15 protein-coding genes are annotated in these 15482 nt (G+C 35.0%); 11 read left to right on the forward strand and 4 right to left on the reverse strand.

What is annotated here, in order from left to right:
• Positions 1-231 precede the first annotated feature (231 nt).
• From pheS to cbpB, 7 genes are all read left to right on the forward strand, one after another.
• Entirely contained in the window at positions 232-1284 is a 1053-nt protein-coding gene (gene pheS, locus E4Z98_RS03385) for a phenylalanine--tRNA ligase subunit alpha (RefSeq protein WP_135253727.1), read from the forward strand.
• Entirely contained in the window at positions 1285-3696 is a 2412-nt protein-coding gene (gene pheT / locus E4Z98_RS03390) for a phenylalanine--tRNA ligase subunit beta (RefSeq protein WP_135253726.1), read from the forward strand.
• A 163-nt stretch (positions 3697-3859) separates the two neighbouring features.
• Complete coding sequence (locus tag E4Z98_RS03395) at positions 3860-5050, forward strand: coenzyme F420-0:L-glutamate ligase (protein ID WP_135253725.1); 1191 nt, start codon at positions 3860-3862, stop codon at positions 5048-5050.
• Positions 5051-5176: 126 nt separating this feature from the next.
• Positions 5177-5995: a glutamate racemase gene (gene racE, locus E4Z98_RS03400; protein ID WP_135253724.1), complete on the forward strand. Its 819-nt coding sequence runs from the start codon at positions 5177-5179 to the stop codon at positions 5993-5995.
• A gap of 1 nt (position 5996) precedes the next feature.
• Positions 5997-7346, forward strand: coding sequence for a ribonuclease PH (gene rph, locus E4Z98_RS03405; RefSeq protein WP_135253723.1), 1350 nt, complete (start codon positions 5997-5999; stop codon positions 7344-7346).
• A gap of 1 nt (position 7347) precedes the next feature.
• Positions 7348-7863: a metallophosphoesterase gene (locus tag E4Z98_RS03410; RefSeq protein WP_135253722.1), complete on the forward strand. Its 516-nt coding sequence runs from the start codon at positions 7348-7350 to the stop codon at positions 7861-7863.
• Between the two features lie 87 nt (positions 7864-7950).
• Positions 7951-8442: a cyclic-di-AMP-binding protein CbpB gene (gene cbpB / locus E4Z98_RS03415; protein WP_135253721.1), complete on the forward strand. Its 492-nt coding sequence runs from the start codon at positions 7951-7953 to the stop codon at positions 8440-8442.
• 45 nt (positions 8443-8487) lie between these two features.
• Here the strand turns inward: cbpB and E4Z98_RS03420 are convergent, their stop codons facing one another.
• Together E4Z98_RS03420 and E4Z98_RS03425 are read right to left on the reverse strand one after the other, a co-directional pair.
• Complete coding sequence (locus E4Z98_RS03420; protein ID WP_135253720.1) at positions 8488-9156, reverse strand: DUF1648 domain-containing protein; 669 nt, start codon at positions 9154-9156, stop codon at positions 8488-8490.
• Positions 9157-9158: 2 nt separating this feature from the next.
• Complete coding sequence (locus tag E4Z98_RS03425) at positions 9159-9422, reverse strand: autorepressor SdpR family transcription factor (protein WP_135253719.1); 264 nt, start codon at positions 9420-9422, stop codon at positions 9159-9161.
• A 224-nt stretch (positions 9423-9646) separates the two neighbouring features.
• Here E4Z98_RS03425 and liaX point away from each other — a divergent pair, with 224 nt between their 5' ends.
• The 3 genes from liaX to E4Z98_RS03440 are packed head-to-tail and all read left to right on the forward strand — an operon-like array spanning position 9647 to position 11943.
• Positions 9647-11245 carry a daptomycin-sensing surface protein LiaX gene (liaX, locus tag E4Z98_RS03430; protein WP_135253718.1) on the forward strand — a complete coding sequence of 533 codons (1599 nt, stop codon included), beginning with the start codon at positions 9647-9649 and terminating at the stop codon, positions 11243-11245.
• A 24-nt stretch (positions 11246-11269) separates the two neighbouring features.
• Positions 11270-11581, forward strand: a complete 312-nt coding sequence (locus tag E4Z98_RS03435) for a PspC domain-containing protein (protein WP_135253717.1) — start codon at positions 11270-11272, stop codon at positions 11579-11581.
• The gene (locus tag E4Z98_RS03440; protein ID WP_241856726.1) at positions 11581-11943 is read left to right on the forward strand and encodes a phage holin family protein; all 363 of its coding nucleotides are present in this window, start codon (positions 11581-11583) and stop codon (positions 11941-11943) included. The genes E4Z98_RS03435 and E4Z98_RS03440 overlap by 1 nt, the downstream gene beginning before the upstream one ends.
• Before the next feature lie 41 nt (positions 11944-11984).
• On the opposite strand, the gene E4Z98_RS03445 is transcribed toward E4Z98_RS03440, so the two are convergent.
• The gene (locus E4Z98_RS03445) at positions 11985-13670 is read right to left on the reverse strand and encodes an NFACT RNA binding domain-containing protein (protein ID WP_135253716.1); all 1686 of its coding nucleotides are present in this window, start codon (positions 13668-13670) and stop codon (positions 11985-11987) included.
• A 132-nt stretch (positions 13671-13802) separates the two neighbouring features.
• Between E4Z98_RS03445 and E4Z98_RS03450 the strand changes: the two genes are divergently transcribed.
• Positions 13803-14366 (forward strand): hypothetical protein, encoded by a 564-nt coding sequence (locus tag E4Z98_RS03450; protein ID WP_135253715.1) that lies wholly within the window; start codon positions 13803-13805, stop codon positions 14364-14366.
• 56 nt (positions 14367-14422) lie between these two features.
• Here the strand turns inward: E4Z98_RS03450 and E4Z98_RS03455 are convergent, their stop codons facing one another.
• On the reverse strand, positions 14423-15394 hold the full coding sequence (locus tag E4Z98_RS03455) for a tyrosine-type recombinase/integrase (RefSeq protein WP_135253714.1): 972 nt from the start codon (positions 15392-15394) through the stop codon (positions 14423-14425).
• Positions 15395-15482: the final 88 nt, after the last annotated feature.

Consider the following 15482-nt stretch of genomic DNA (forward strand, 5'->3'; position numbering starts at 1 on the left):
GAGTTAAGGGAGAAGTTGTCATAGACTGTAAGCAACTTTACTATTGAATTTAATGAAGTTCACTTCCGGAGTTACTTAGCCAATATCTAAGTCGGTGTCTAAACATCGTTAACAATAATTAAGGACAAACCTTGTGAAAGGTTGTCAAATTAGGATGGTACCGCGAAGCTTCGTTCCTTTATTAGGAATGAGGCTTTTTTTATAAATAAAAATAAACAAAGGAGTCCACACATGTCATTAAAAGAGCAATTAGAACAATTACAAACGGAAACACTTGCGAATATCGAGACAGTTGCAACATTAACGGAATTAAATGATATCCGTGTTAGTATTTTAGGAAAAAAAGGACCTTTAACCGAAGTGTTAAGAGGAATGAAAGATTTATCAGCAGAGGAGCGTCCGGTCGTTGGTGGTTTTGCTAACGAAATTAAAGCCACTGTTGCCCAAGCTATTGAAACGAAAAAAGAAGTTTTAGAAACAGCAGCACTTAATGCGGCATTAGCGGCAGAAACAATTGATGTAACGTTGTCAGGTCGTCAAGCTAAACAAGGCACACGTCATATTTTGACTCAAACAATTGAAGAAATCGAAGATATTTTCATTGGATTAGGTTATCAAGTAGTCGAAGGTTATGAAGTTGAAGTAGATGAATATAACTTTGAACGTATGAATTTACCTCAGAATCATCCGGCACGCGATATGCAAGATTCATTCTATATTACAGAAGAATTATTATTACGTACGCATACATCTCCCGTACAAGCTCGTACAATGGAAGTTCATGACTTTTCAAAAGGCCCCTTACGTATGATCAGCCCAGGAAAAGTTTTCCGTCGTGATAGCGATGATGCGACACATAGCCATCAATTCCACCAAATCGAAGGATTAGTGATTGATAAAAATGTGACAATGGGTGATTTAAAAGGCACATTAGAAGTGATGATGAAAAAAATGTTTGGTGAAGAGCGTGAAATTCGCTTACGTCCTAGCTATTTCCCATTTACTGAACCTTCAGTAGAAGTGGACGTGAGCTGCTTCAAGTGTGGTGGCAAAGGTTGTAACGTATGTAAAAAAACAGGTTGGATTGAAATTTTAGGTGCGGGTATGGTTCATCCACGCGTACTTGAAATGTCAGGTATTGATTCTAAACAATATAGCGGCTTTGCTTTTGGTTTAGGACCAGACCGTGTGGCAATGTTACGACATGGTGTAACCGATATTCGTGCGTTCTATCAAAATGACTTACGTTTTATCGAACAATTCAAAGTAAAGGAGTCAAACTAGATGTTAGTATCATATAAATGGTTACAAGATTACTTAGATTTATCAAATACAAATCCAACAGAATTAGCGGACAAAATGTCACGTACAGGGATCGAAGTAGAAGAAGTTAACATTCCTTCAGAAGGCTTAAAGAAAATCGTGGTAGGACATGTCAAAGAACGTCGTGACCATGAAAATAGCGACCATTTATCTGTTTGCCAAGTAGATGTTGGTGAAGAAGATTATCAAATCGTTTGTGGAGCGCCTAATGTTGATGCTGGTCAAAACGTGATTGTGGCCCTACCAGGTGCACGTATTGTTGATAATATTAAAATCAAGAAAAGCAAAATGCGTGGCGAAGTGTCAATGGGGATGATTTGTTCACTAGAAGAACTAGGTTATTCAGAATCTATCGTACCAAAAGCTTACAGTGACGGTATTTATATTTTACCTGAATCTGCGGTACCTGGTGAAGAAGTCTTCCCATACTTAGCAATGGACGATGCAATCATCGAGTTATCCATTACGCCAAACCGTGCTGATGCATTAAGTATGCGTGGTGTGGCACATGAAGTGGGCGCTATTTATCGTCAACAACCTGTGTTTGAAACGGTTAAACTAGTTGAAGATATGACGGATTCAGCTGATAACTACTTATCTGTTAAGGTTGAAGATGTTGCTGATGCTCCTAACTATCGTATGCGTATCGTAAAAGATGTAACGATTAAAGAAAGTCCAATGTGGTTACAAACGCGTTTAATGAATGCGGGCATTCGCCCACATAATAATATTGTCGATGTGACTAACTATGCATTATTATTGTATGGTCAACCACTACATGCATTTGATTACGCTAAAATTGGGTCAAAAGAAGTCGTTGTTCGTCGTGGACATGAAGGCGAAACCTTCACAACATTAGATGGCGTTGAACGTACAGTTGGGCCAGATAATATTATGGTAACAAACGGACAAGTTTCAATGGCACTTGCTGGTGTAATGGGCGGATTAGATTCTGAAGTGACGGAAGCGACTACAACAGTTGCAATTGAAGCAGCAAGCTTTGAACCTACCGTTACACGTAAAACATCAGCTCAATTCAACTTAAGAAGTGAATCAAGTTCACGTTTTGAAAAAGGCATTAATTTAGGGACAATTGAAGAAGCACTAGCGTTTGCTGCAGCATTGATGGCTGAGTTAGGTGAAGGGACAGTTGTTTCAGGAGAGATTGTGGCGTCTGAAAAAATTCCAGCTAACCCAGTTGTAACCATTTCGTTAGCTAAAATTAACGGTTCTTTAGGAACAGACTTAACAGTTAATGGTGTTAATGACATAATGGCAGCGTTAGGTTTTGCTTATGAAGTGAATGACGAAACGTATGCTATCACGATTCCATCTCGTCGTTGGGATATCACGATTGAAGAAGATATAGTAGAAGAAGTGGCACGTATTTATGGTTATGATAATTTACCGTCAACTTTACCAAGTGGTGAAAGCCTACCAGGTGCTTTAACGATTAACCAACGTCGTGTTCGTCGTTTGCGTGATGTATTAGAAGGCTCTGGGTTATCAGAAGCTATTAGCTATGCATTAGTTACACAAGCACAAGCACAAGAATTTGTTCAAGATCAAGCAGAGACAGTTAAACTACAGTCACCAATGAGTGAAGATCATGCTGTTATGCGTCGTAGTTTAATTAGTGGCTTATTGACCGACGTGGCCTATAATGTTGCTCGTAAAAACTTGAACGTGGCTCTTTATGAAGTGGGTAATGTCTTCAAATACGTAGCAGATGAAAAATTACCACAACAAGATAGTTATTTAGCCATGGCCATGAGTGGTTTATGGTCTGAAAAATCTTGGAATTCTACTAATCAATTAGTTGATTTTTATTTACTTAAAGGCATTGTTGAAAAAGCATTAGAAACAATTGGCGCAACAGCAATTCGTTTTGTACCAACACAAGCCATTAAAGAGATGCATCCAGGGCGTACAGCAGAGATTGTTGTTGGAGAAACTGCTATTGGTTTTGTAGGACAAGTCCATCCATCAACAGCAAAAGCTTATGATATACGTGAAACATATGTCTGTGAATTAAACTTAGACAAATTATTTAGTTTAGAGTTGGCTGGAGAAACATACCGTGAAGTTGGTAAATATCCTTCAGTTTCTCGTGATATTGCCTTACTTGTAAATAAATCTGTTACAAGTCAAGAATTAGTCGATGTTATTCAAGCTAATGGTGGTAAATATCTAACCAATGTTGCCTTATTCGATGTGTTTGAAGGGGAAAAATTAGGTCAAGATAAAAAATCAATGGCGTATTCATTAACGTTTGAAAATTCAGAAGCGACGCTTGTAGATGAAGAAATTACTGCCGTAATGGACAAAATAACTAGTCAGTTAACAGAAACATTACACGCTGAAATTCGATAAATTAGTTTAAAAAGGATGACAACTGTTTGGCAGAGGTCATCCTTTTCAAACGTTATAATTGTGTGAAATCTTCAGAATATTTTACCTTTTTAAGGAAAACTAGTATATTAAGATAGTAATCAAATTATTGGTGGCTGATAAAGCCAAAAGGAGAGTTTTGTTAGTGGAACGTACAGTTGGAACTATAACTAGAGGGTTACGTTGTCCAATCATTAAAGCAGGCGATAATATTGAACAAATCGTCGTGGATAGCGTGCTAAATGCATCAAAAGCAGAAGGGTTCTCAATCGGTAAACGTGATATTGTCGCGATTACAGAATCGATTGTTGCTCGTGCGCAAAGTAATTATGCGACAATCGACCAAATTGGTAAGGACATTGAAAGTAAATTTGGAGATGAAACAATCGGTGTTATTTTCCCAATCTTAAGTCGTAATCGTTTTTCAAACTGTTTAAGAGGAATTGCTAGAGGGGCGAAAAAAGTTGTTATTATGTTAAGTTACCCTTCTGATGAGGTAGGAAATCATTTGATTTCATTAGATATGCTAGATGAAAAAGGGGTTAACCCATGGACAGATGAATTAACTGAAAGTCAATTCCGTGAATTATTTGGCTATAACAAACATACATTTACAGGCGTAGATTATATAGAATATTATAAAGAGTTAGTAAAAGCTGAAGGTGCAGAGTGTGAGGTTATCTTCTCACAAAAGCCGAAAACGATTTTGAAATACACAGATTATATTTTAACGTGCGATATTCATACTCGTTACCGTACAAAACGTCTATTAGAACAAAACGGAGCGAAAAAAGTTTATACCTTAGATGATATTTTATCAGAATCAGTGGATGGTAGTGGCTACAACGAACAATACGGACTATTAGGCTCTAATAAATCAACTGAAGATGCAGTGAAGCTGTTCCCACGTGAATGTCAACCAGTCGTTGATAACATTCAAGCATTAATGAAAGAAGCTACTGGTCAAGATATTGAAGTCATGATTTATGGGGATGGCGCATTTAAAGACCCAGTTGGAAAAATTTGGGAATTAGCCGATCCAGTTGTTTCACCAGCTTATACAGCCGGATTAGAGGGGACACCGAACGAGGTGAAACTGAAATATTTAGCTGATAATAACTTTTCAGATCTTACAGGTGAAGCTTTAGAGGAAGCCATTAAACAACATATTAATGAAAAAGATGATGATTTAGTCGGGGCGATGGAAGCACAAGGAACAACCCCACGTCGTTTAACTGACTTAATCGGTTCATTAGCTGACTTAACATCGGGTAGTGGTGACAAAGGAACACCAATTGTCTTTATTCAAGGATATTTTGATAACTTTACGAAATAAAATTATGTTTGAAAAAAAGTGTCTTAACTAAATTTAGTTAAGGCACTTTTTTGCTTATGAATCACTTGCATGTTTGCCTAAAAAAGTAGACAATAGAAGATATTATGAGTGAAATGGGTGAAGGAAATGGCAACGAGAGCCATAGGGTTTATTGATTCTGGTGTAGGTGGATTAACGGTAGTAAGAGAAGCCTTAAAACAGTTACCAAATGAAACAATCATGTATTTAGGTGACACTGCCCGTTGTCCTTATGGTCCACGACCAGCCGAGCAAGTCGTTCAGTTTACATGGGAAATGGCCAATTTTTTAGTAGAAAAAAATATTAAGATGTTGGTGATAGCTTGTAACACCGCAACAGCAGTGGCGCTAGATGAAATTAAAGCAGCACTTGATATCCCAGTTGTTGGGGTTATCTTGCCAGGGACAAGAGCGAGTTTAAAACAAACAAAAAATAATCGTATTGGAATGATTGCTACACTTGGAACAGTTAAAAGTCATTCCTATTTAAAGGCGATTCATAATAAATCACCAAAAACAGAAGTGGTTGAATTAGCTTGTCCTAGATTTGTTCCATTAGTTGAGAGTAAAAGTTATCAAACACCGTTAGCAAAGAAAGTCGTAGCCGAAACGTTACAACCGCTAATGAACCAAAAAATCGATACCTTAATTCTTGGATGTACGCACTATCCATTATTACGTCCGATTATTCAAAATGTTATCGGGCATGATGTGACGCTGGTTGATTCAGGAGCTGAAACGATTAGCGATGTTAGTATGCTATTAGATTACTTTGACATTGTCGCACCGGTAACAAACGATACACCACAACATGAATTTTATACAACAGCTTCCACCAAAATGTTTGAAGAAATCGCCAGGGACTGGCTACCGTTAACTGATATACACGTGCAAAAAATTAGTTTAGGTGAAGAAAAGAGGAATTAATGTGAGACATGATGGACGTCAAGAAAATCAATTAAGAGAAGTGACCATAGAAACAGAAGTATTAAAACATGCTGAAGGTTCAGTGATGATTACGTTTGGAGAAACAAAAGTATTATGTGCAGCAACCGTTGAGGAGTCAGTACCACCGTTCTTAAGAGGTTCGGGTAAAGGATGGGTAACAGCTGAGTATAGCATGTTGCCACGTGCAACTAATACGCGTAATCGCCGAGAGAGCGCAAAAGGAAAATTAACCGGACGAACAATGGAAATCCAACGCTTAATCGGTCGTGCCTTAAGAGCTGTGGTTGACTTAGATAAATTAGGTGAAAAATCAATCATTGTTGACTGTGATGTGATTCAAGCAGATGGTGGCACACGTACAGCTAGTATAACAGGGGCATTTGTTGCTTTATCTATTGCCATTCAAAAAGAAATGGCTAAAGGAACGTTATTAGATAATCCAATCAAAGAACATCTTGCGGCCATTAGTGTCGGTATTTTACCAACGGGAGAAGCGGTACTAGATTTAGATTATGAGGAAGATTCTGCAGCAGCTGTCGATATGAATCTTGTCATGACCGAAGCAGGAGAATTTGTTGAAATTCAAGGAACTGGAGAAGAACATACATATACACGCGTTCAACTTTTAGAAATGCTAGATCTTGGTGATTTAGGAATTCGTGAGTTAATTCGTCTTCAAAAAGAAGCCCTTGAAGCTTTAGTGTTCCCAGCTTATGAAACAGTTTCTGCTAAAGAAATTGTGATTGCTACTAACAATCCAGGAAAAGCAAAAGAATTTGAAGCAATTTTTGGTGCGAAAGGTTATACGGTTAAAACCTTACGAGACTTTCCTGAAATACCAGAAGTCGCTGAAACAGGTAAGACGTTTGCAGAAAATGCTGCTTTAAAAGCAGAAACAATTGCAGAACGTTTGAATTGCCTTGTATTAGCAGATGACTCCGGTTTAATGGTAGATGCTTTAAACGGTCAACCAGGTGTTTATTCTGCTCGCTTTGCAGGGAATGATCATAACGACGCAGCTAATAATGCTAAATTATTGCATGAATTAACAGGAGTTCCAATGGAGGATCGTACAGCTAAGTTCCATTGTACGTTGGCACTTGCAGCACCAGGAAAAGAGACACTATTCGTAGAAGGTGAAGTACCAGGTCGTATTTTAAGTATTCCGCGCGGGGATAATGGTTTTGGATATGATCCATTATTTTATGTGGAAGAGTTAGAACAATCAATGGCGGAGTTAACAGCAGATGAAAAAAATAAAATTAGTCACCGATCAGTTGCAATCAAACGTTTATCAGCTGTTTGGGAAGAATGGCAAGAGGGTAAGTAGTATGAAATATTTAGTTGTCAGTGATAATCACGGTGAGCGAGATATTTTGGTTGAATTAGCCGATAAGTATCGTCAGCAAGTAGATATAATGTTTCATTGTGGTGATTCAGAATTATTGCCGACTGATTCGTTATGGCAAGATTTTATTGTGGTAACAGGTAATTGTGATTATGATCATCGTTACAAAAAGTTTCAAGAAGTAAGCGTAGGTGAGGACACTATCTATATGACACATGGTCATTTATCAGCTGTTCGCTTGGACTTACAAAGTTTATTTTATGAAGCAAAGGAAAAACAAGCCAATATCGCGTTATACGGCCATACACACGTCTTACATAGCGAGATGGTAGAAGATATGCTAATTGTTAATCCTGGCAGTATCAGCCAACCACGCTATCCATATCGCGTTAAAACGTATGCGATAATCAATAGTACACCAGAACAATATTCTGTGGACTATTATAATGAAAAGCACCAATTGATGAAAGAATTATCAACAGTATTTTCAAGGAAATAATAAAAAAATATTAAGCTCTTAAAAATCGATGGTTTCTTATTAGGGCCATGGTATAATAATGAGGTAGGAAAAAGGAGGCCAGCTTGTATGATTATAAGCGAATTAAAAGAAATACTATTAGAAAAAAAAGAACACTTCTTAATCGAAAGTGAGCGAGTGGCTTCAGTTTTAGATACTCATCCATTAAGCCATGCGTTCTTGATCTTAACGAAAGTAAAGTATGCCAAAATTCCTGTATTGAACAAACATGACGAATTAGTTGGATTTATTGGACTACCAGATATTGTCAACAACATGCTGTCAAATGAGGGTGTTGATTTTAATAATTTAGATGGAAAAATTGTGTCTGATGTGATGGATAATAATGTTAGAAGTATTTCAAGTATTGAAGATGTAGAGATGCTTTTACACTTAGCTGTTGACCATTCGTTTATTCCGGTGAGAGATGAACAAAATCGTTTTTTAGGTATTGTAACAAGACGAGAATTATTTAAAGCTATTAACCATTTACTCCATACATTAGATGATGAATATGTCCTAACATCAAAAGAACATATCTATAAACTAGTAGCAGAGTAATTAAATAACTAGCAAAAAAGGTGCAATAATATCGCACCTTTTTTGCTAGTTATTTTGTTTTGTCTTTTTGTAATAACAATAAGAATAGTAAAAAGGATAAAGAATCATCACGAGTAGCGTTAAGACTTCAATGAAAACTAACCATAATATATGATGTTGTAAGATAAACATTAGTAAGCCACAAATGGTTATAACGATACCCCCTATGACCATAGCAATACCAGCTATACGATTGGTATGGTACCAATTGTTTTCATCATCTAACGTCCAACGAGTACGCATTCCGTAAGAGTAATTCATTTTATTTTTTGGTAAAAAGTTTCCTAAAACGGTAAACACAATCCCTAAGAAGGTGATGATGATAGCACCTATATTTAATGGATAGTTGAGAGCTACTGCATAGGTGACAAATGATAATAACCAAGACATGATAGGGATTATCCAAAGAACAGCTTGCATAGGTTTTGTTGAGATGTTCTTTTGTTTAGGATCCATTTTCGTAGCAACAAGTGCGATTAATTGAATCAAAACTAGTAACAAGGGAAGTCCAAATACAGCAAAAGGCTTACTAGACCAACCATCAGCTTCATTGTATATATTAAAGTGTGTCGCAATTTTATCAGGTAATTGATCCCACATGCATATGCCCACCAACATTGGGGCTAACGTCAGGATAATCGTAATAATAATTAGTTTTTTATGTTGTTTCCACATACTTATTCCTCCTTTAAATTTGTCATCCAAAGCATGACTTCCTCTAGAACTGAGGCATTTAGTTCATAGTAAATAAATTTACCTTCGCGATGATCACGTATGAGTTCAGCTTCTTTTAAAATGGAAAGATGACGAGAGACTGCTGCCATGGAGATGTTGAAATTTTCACTTATTTCACCAGCGCTTAATCGATGGCGTTTTAATAAATTAAGGATTTCTCTTCGAGTTGGATCGGCTAAAGCTTTTAACGTTACCTGTAAGCTCATAGTAATAATACCTCCTTCATTTAACATTTAACTTAATTGTTAAATATAGTTTAGTTTAATCATGAACCATTGTCAAGAAATAATAACGGATAAAAAACAACTCAACAGTTAGATGGAGAAATAAATCCATCTTAGGACCTATGACTTTTCCTCGGAAAATTGTGATAATAGTGACGTAGGGTAGTTAGTGTTAGTAGAGTTAGCTATAAGGAGGCTATTTAATTATGAAAGAACGCGAAAGAATTTTAGAATTAGTAAAAAAAGGGATTATCACTTCCGAGGAAGCGTTGATATTATTAGAAAATTTAGCTATGGAAAAAGATGAACAGTTAATTGATGAAGTTGCTAAGTTATTAGAAGAAGAAAAACATGCGACATCTGTTGACGAATCAGTTGTCTCTACTCAAAAAGAAGTAGAAGAACACATTCAAGACAGTGAAGCAATAGATCAAGAACGTTTAGAAAAAATATTAGATCAATTGGTGACACAAGCAAATGAAGCATCAGTAAAATTAGATAATTTAACTATCGAAATTGAAACGATTGAGCAACAATTGAAAGCTAAAAATGAACAATTAGTGGTGATTAACACATTAGAAGATTTAGAAGAATTAGATCAAGAAAAAATAACAGAACGTCGTCAGTTAGAAATTGACTTAACTCAATTAAGACAAGAACTAGCAGTCAAAGAATTATTGAAAGAAGACTTAGAACAAGAATTAAAAGCAATTAAAAAAGATCGTCAAGCATATACCAAAGAACAGTGGTCAGAACGTTTTGAAATTCCAGAACATTGGGAAAAACATGTCGATGAAATTAGCCAAAAACTAATGGAATCAGCAGATAAGCTAGGTGACAAAGGTGAAAAAATAGGGCGTAAATTAGGCGACAAAGGTATCAAACTAGGTCACTTAATCAAGTCAACCGTCTCTAGTGTCTATTCAAAAGTTAATGATAATATGGAGTGGAAAGACATCAACATGAAAGTACCAGGTGTGGTATCGAATACTTTTACTCATGAATTTAACTTTGACAATATTTCAGCTTCTGTGATTGATGTTAAAGTAGCTAATGGTTCTGTTGAATTTAAAACATGGGATTCACCTAATTTAAAAGTAGATGCTTCCATCAAACTTTACGGGAAATTTGAAACAGCTGACTTATTTGATGCTTTTATGGAAAGAAGTCAAATTTTGGTTGATGAAGAAAAAATTAAATTCTATGTGCCAAACAAACGTGTGAAAGCTGATTTGGTCTTTTACCTACCTAAAAAGGTTTATGATTACTTATCAGTTAACTTGTTGAATGGTCCATTAACCATCAATGAATTAGATTTAAAAGATGCGTTTGTTAAAAGTACCAATGGAGACATGACATTGACAAAATTCTTTGCTACAATGTTAGAAGTCAAAGGGGTTAATGGTGATGTGACCATTAAAGAATCAAGTATTTTAGATTTTATTTCAGAAAATATTAATGGTGACTATATTTTACAAGCCGATATTCAGAACACCAATATTTCAAGTGTTAATGGTGAAGTGAAGTTAACAGCAAAAGCTTCAACGATTAAGAAAGTTGAAGTGAACTTGGTAAACGGTACAATCAAAGTCGCGTTACCAGCAGCTAATAGCGTAGCATTATACGCTAAAACAAGTACAGGTTCTATTAAAAATCGTTTAACTAATATGGAAACGATTCGTGAGAGAATAGAAAAAACTAATCAATATATCGAATTAAGACGTATCACAAGTGAACCAACAGTTGATGTTCAGTTGAATACAACAACAGGGACTATTTATTTAAAAGATACGTTTGAAGATTAAGAAAGAACAAGGGAGATAACAATTATGAAAAAACGTTTAACAAAATCTACTGATAATGTAGTAGTTTCAGGAGTATTAGGAGGGATTGGTGAATACTTAGGAATCGATCCTACAGTTATTCGCGTTATCTTCTTAGCGAGTGTACTATTTTCATTTGGTTCACCAATTCCGTTATATTTAATTTTAATGTTGGTTGTACCAACAAATGCTAATAAAAAAAATACACAACGCAACTTTTACGGTGATAGCTCAACTTATTATGGTAATGGTAAGACACAGCAACGTCCACGTAAAGAAGCGGAAAAAGTGCAAGAAGACGAGTGGAGTGATTTTTAGTGAGCCAAACAATTAAACGTTTATTAATAAATGCTATCCTGTTTATGGCGCTAGCATATATGTTTCCAAACATGCTGTATGTGAATGGTATCGTAACGGCAATAATGGCTAGTGTGGTCTTTTCAGTGTTAAATACAGTGTTAAAACCTATTTTACAACTATTAAGTTTTCCAATTAGTTGTTTAACTTTTGGTTTGTTCACCCTAGTGATTAATGCGAGTATGTTACTTTTAACTGCCTATTTTATGGGACAAGGAACATTTTATGTAAATGGTTTAGGCTCAGCAGTACTGTTAACTATTATTATCTCGTTAGTAAATGCCTTATTACAAGTTAATAAGACAACTGAATATCGCGATTAATTAAAAATACCCGTCTATCGTTAGGATTAGACGGGTATTTTTTAGTTTGATTTTAATAAATCAATTTTACTCATTTCAGGTGTTACATATAGAGTTTTTTGGTTTTCATAGATGACAAAACCTGGTTTTGCTCCGTTGGGTTTGTGGACGAATTTGGCAGCAACATAGTCAACGGGTACTTGGCTAGATAAACGATATTTGGAGTGATAGGCTGCTAAAATAGCGGCTTCTTCTAATGTTTCATCACTTGGATTAGCAGATTTTATAATGACATGTGAGCCGGGAATATCTTTAGCATGTAACCAGATATCTGTTTTATTAGCTAGTTTAAATGTTAATTGATCATTTTGTAGGTTGTTTTTTCCTACTAGAATTTGTGTGCCATCACTACTTAGGTAAGTATCAGGTTTAGATGGCTTGTCTTTTTTCGCTTTCTTTTGACGGTTTTTTAGATAACCTGAAGCGATTAATTCTTCGCGTATAGCGTTAATATCACTTGGAGAAGCAAGATCTAATTGACTCATAATCGACTCTAAATAAAGCTTTTCTTGTTTAGCCAACGTTAATTGACTTTCAATTTGTTCAGCCCCATTTTTTAATTTATTATAACGTTTATAATATTTTTGAGCATTTTGAGAAGGTGATAATTGAGGATCTAGGTTAATATCTATTGGTTGATTATCATAATAATTAGTTAATGTGATGGTCGTCATGCCATTAGAAATTAAATGTAAATAAGACGTTAATAATTCACCTTTAATACGATAAGTATCAGCTTTTTCAGTTGCGAGTAGTTCTTTGTTTAGTATGCTGATTTTTTTCTTGTTTCGCTTTATTTCGGCAGACATTTTTTTGATTAACTCACTAGCCTGCTGTTTGACGCGGTCACGTTCTGCTTTACCGTAATAGAAAGCATCTAACATTTCGCTCAAGGTTTCAAAATGAGTTGCTTGTGCCTGAACGTATTCAAAAGGAACAGGGCTAAAGAGTTCCTTATTATCAGCTTGATACCACGTAGGATCTGTTTTTTTAGTGATAAATTGTTCCCAACTGTTAAGTTTTTCGTTCGGTGATTGTTCTAATTGATAGCTAATTTCAGAGGCTGTATCAGAACCTAGCCCTTGAAAGGCTGTTTGGATATGTTGTGTGTCTAATGCTTCAAGGGTTGATAAAGTGTCAAAAAGCTTTGATTTATCTGTCGTAAAAGGATTTAATTTTGTTGTATCCGCTGGAGGCTCAATGTAAGTAGAACCTGGTAATAATAAGCGATAGCTATTTTGTGATGGCCCAATATGTTTGATACAATCAAGAATTTTTCCGGTCGCACGATTTACAAGGACAAGTGCACTGTGTCGTCCCATCATTTCTGCGATTAATGTAATGTCTTCTAAATCTCCTAATTCATTACGACGAGAGAAATGTAAATGTACGATACGGTCATTCTCAAGTTGTTCTATACGGTCTAATATAGCGTTATCCAAATATTTACGTAACATCATACAAAAATTTGGTGCGCTACTTGGATTATCGTAGGGAATCTTGGTTAATTGTATTCTAGCAAAATTGGGATGAGCAGAAAGTAATAATTTATGATTCTTTCCTTGACTTCTAATAACTAAGATTATTTCATTTTGATAAGGTTGGTGGATTTTTGAAATACGACCACCAGCTAATTGCTTGTTTAATTCGTGAACCATGTGATGTGTAAAGAAACCATCGAATGACATGATATGACCTCCTCATTTGTCCTATTACTAATAATAGCTTGCTTAAATTATAAAGTCCAATTTAATTGGATAATTTATCTTTCTTTTTCAGATTTAAATCGTTATACTAAAAGAGTAAGGGGTGTGGTATGAATGGATAAAGTAAAAGATGAGCTAAAAGCCCAGTTGACTAAAGTTCTCTCTTTTTTTGATAATTTAGAAGATAAATATAAAAAGATACTTGTTTCTATATTGAGTGTATGTGCATTACTTTTATTATTTTTAAGTATTGTGCCTACTTTTCAAGCTAGTATTCGACAAAAACAAGTTGATAATTTTTTAACTGATAAAATAACAGATGATAAACATTTTATTGCGGTAGCACCAGATGAACTTATTAAGGTTATTAAAGAGAATAAACAGGTGAATGTGTTGTTAATTGATCCTACTGCACCACAAATGGAAGCTATAACAAATCTTGTGCATCATAATAATGATAAAGAGTCTATGAAACAAACGGTCTATGTGTATCCAATGATTTATAATGTGAAAGAAACGAAGAAGTTTTTTAATCTATCTAAAGGCACAACCTTGTTCCATTTCAAAAATGCAGTGGAATCTTATCGTGTGAATTTTAAAAGCTCTGAAGAAATAGAATTTCATTTTTTTGATTATTTAGAAGATATCTCTAATCATAATAAGAAAAAAAAGCGATAAAAAATAATAAAACATAAGTAGCTGTGAGCATTTAATATGTTCACAGCTACTTATGTTTATAGACAGTCTAAATCAATCAGTTTTATTTCTAATAAAATTTTTTTGATATCTAAATGTGGCGTGTCGCTTTTTCCAGAAGCCCATTCAACTGCTTGAGGATCCTTTAGTTCTTCTAGTAAGAGTTGCTCAAAGGTATTATTTAAGACAGAGATGTTAATTGATTTTTGAAAGCCACATCGAAAATTTATTTCCGTTAGAATATTTTGGATTTTTTTTGTGGTAAGAGCATTGCCATTGGAACAATGGAAAAGCATAACAGAAGCACTGTGTTGAACTAATTCCCAATAAGTATCGAAATATTCCCTAAAGTAATGAGGAATGGGAATATTTTCTAATTTATTTTCTCCGCGTGAAACAAATATTTCATAATGCTCAATGGATAAATCATTTTTTTTAAGTGCGGATATCTCTTTTGCTGAAATGCCCATCGTCAAGCTTAACAAAATAATGAGTAAATTTCGTTGGCGAATTAATTTGTCATAAGCCGATTGGTATGGAGTCTTTGGCTCAGCGCGCAATGCAGATTTCCAAAATAGTAGTGCTTCTTTTCTTGTTAAGAAATTTTTCTCATTGCAAGGGGTGTTTTCTACATAAGCGGATAAAATTAAATGTTCTGAATGGATGCCTTGTTTGTATAGGAATAATAATAAATGATTAATAATATTAATTTTTCTGTTAGTTTGAATAGCGAAATTGTTCGTTTCTTTCTTAGTATTTTGTTTGAAAGAATAAGGTTGTGTTAGTTGAATAAATTGTTCATAGTCTTCCTTACTTAACATCGTAATAGATGACGAAAAGTGATCTGAATTTAAATGTTTCAAATACATAAAATTAAGCAGATATTCTAATGTTTCTGCATATTCACAACGTGTAGTTAAGGTCGTATCTAAATTATCCAAAAATAATTGTAAGATAATTGGTAATTTTTGATAGGTTTGTTTGTAGCGTTCAATTAAATAGATGGGCAAAATAGTCACATCCTCTCAGGATTGTTAATTATATTATACATCACTCAAGTTGTTTTCGAAAAAATCATGCTTTTACAAATAAAAAGCC

The sequence above is a fragment of the Vagococcus xieshaowenii genome (assembly GCF_004792515.1).
GTDB classification, from domain to species: Bacteria; Bacillota; Bacilli; order Lactobacillales; family Vagococcaceae; genus Vagococcus_A; species Vagococcus_A xieshaowenii.

Excerpts from the sequence above, each read along its gene's own strand:
- pheS (WP_135253727.1), top strand. The coding sequence starts at position 232 with ATGTCATTAAAAGAGCAATTAGAACAATTACAAACGGAAACACTTGCG.
- pheT (WP_135253726.1), top strand. The coding sequence starts at position 1,285 with ATGTTAGTATCATATAAATGGTTACAAGATTACTTAGATTTATCAAAT.
- racE (WP_135253724.1), top strand. The coding sequence starts at position 5,177 with ATGGCAACGAGAGCCATAGGGTTTATTGATTCTGGTGTAGGTGGATTA.
- E4Z98_RS03410 (WP_135253722.1), top strand. The coding sequence starts at position 7,348 with ATGAAATATTTAGTTGTCAGTGATAATCACGGTGAGCGAGATATTTTG.
- cbpB (WP_135253721.1), top strand. The coding sequence starts at position 7,951 with ATGATTATAAGCGAATTAAAAGAAATACTATTAGAAAAAAAAGAACAC.
- E4Z98_RS03420 (WP_135253720.1), bottom strand. The coding sequence starts at position 9,156 with ATGTGGAAACAACATAAAAAACTAATTATTATTACGATTATCCTGACG.
- E4Z98_RS03425 (WP_135253719.1), bottom strand. The coding sequence starts at position 9,422 with ATGAGCTTACAGGTAACGTTAAAAGCTTTAGCCGATCCAACTCGAAGA.
- liaX (WP_135253718.1), top strand. The coding sequence starts at position 9,647 with ATGAAAGAACGCGAAAGAATTTTAGAATTAGTAAAAAAAGGGATTATC.
- E4Z98_RS03435 (WP_135253717.1), top strand. The coding sequence starts at position 11,270 with ATGAAAAAACGTTTAACAAAATCTACTGATAATGTAGTAGTTTCAGGA.
- E4Z98_RS03445 (WP_135253716.1), bottom strand. The coding sequence starts at position 13,670 with ATGTCATTCGATGGTTTCTTTACACATCACATGGTTCACGAATTAAAC.
- E4Z98_RS03450 (WP_135253715.1), top strand. The coding sequence starts at position 13,803 with ATGGATAAAGTAAAAGATGAGCTAAAAGCCCAGTTGACTAAAGTTCTC.